Below are 1,324 nucleotides of genomic sequence, written 5' to 3' on the forward strand. Positions count from 1 at the left end.
GACTCCAAGCTCGTCGTGGAGCAGATGTCGGGCCGCTGGAAGATCAAGCACCCGGACATGGTGCCGCTGGCGCTGGAGGCCCGCGAGCTGGCCGCACTCTTTCAACATTGAAATTGTCTCGCTATCTACAGAAACTAAACGATTGCTTTCTTTTGTTTTTGCACTGTCTTGTATCTCATTGCTGTATTGTATGAGTGTCTTAGATACACTAACGGTATTATTGACAAAATCAATATCAGACCATGATAAGGCTAAAGCCTCACAGATACGCAAACCAGTAGCAAGTAAAAGCTTGTATAGAGTAGTGCTTTTTATGTTTGCTGTGGTTGATTGTAACGAGTCAAGGTAATCCAAGAAGCGTTTGAGTTCATCATTGTTAAAATACTTTATTTTTTTGACTGTTCTTGTCTTGAGTTTTGGAGAAAATACTTTTATAGCTGGATTGTCTGAAATAACACCTAATTGCATACCATAATCAAGAATGCGTTTGATGATATTGAGCAACAATTTATAATCTTTACTTTTTCCCTTTTCACGATTACCGTTAACTATTTCAGCAGTATTGGCATTTCTAGCCCAGTCATTAACAATATTTTGCAATAGTACAGTTGTAATTTTCTCAACTTTATAGTTTCCGAGTGCTGGCAAAATATAATTTTTTAAAAAATTACTATTGATTCTGATAGTGTTTGCTTTAACTGTCAATTTATAAGAATCAAACCAACTAGTGGCTAAGGCGTTAAAATTGTCAAATGAAACTTTTTCTCTTGCAACAGTAGAGCCATTTTTGATAAACTTATTCATAGCTTGGTGAGCTTTGTTTTCGCACGTTTTACGGTTCTTGGCTGTAACCGTAGTGCGTACTTGCTTACCTGTTAGGCTATCTACACCAAGATAGACATTTACTTTATAGACGGTTGTACCGTCTTTTTTTTTGACTTCTTTAATATTCATTTTTTTCTCCTGTTCTATTGTCGGGCAAGACATGATTAAGGAGAAAGCAATAGTATCAAAGTTTTATTTATTCAAATTCCATATCATCGATACCGTCAGTAAAGTTTTCTAAAAACTCATACTCATTCATGAAGTTTATCCAGTAATCTACTTGCTCTTCGTGACTGTGAAAGCGAGGCTTGTTTTCTGCATTTTTAATTCCTTCTGCCACGTTTGTGAAAGCGCCGCTTATGTTCATATCCCACATCTTGTTAGCTTCTTTCTCAATTCGAGAATCAGGCCATTTTGCGGATGATTGTCTACTAGCGTTTTTGTCTAATAGGTATATTGTAGCTTTTTCTAAGAATTTACCTTGAGCACGAGTATTTTC

Annotated in this window: 1 protein-coding gene and 1 pseudogene; both read right to left on the reverse strand. The window is 36.5% G+C overall.

Annotated elements, in window-relative coordinates; all coding sequences use genetic code 11:
- Positions 1–144: 144 nt before the first annotated feature.
- Positions 145–987, reverse strand: a pseudogene (locus ABWI07_RS44155) (tyrosine-type recombinase/integrase); the annotation flags it as partial.
- 34 nt (positions 988–1,021) lie between these two features.
- Positions 1,022–1,324, reverse strand: a 303-nt coding sequence (locus tag ABWI07_RS44160; protein ID WP_353822208.1) for a hypothetical protein, incomplete at its 5' end; no start/stop codon positions are given.

The sequence above is a fragment of the Actinomadura sp. NPDC000600 genome (assembly GCF_040492135.1).
Taxonomy (GTDB): Bacteria; Actinomycetota; Actinomycetes; order Streptosporangiales; family Streptosporangiaceae; genus Spirillospora.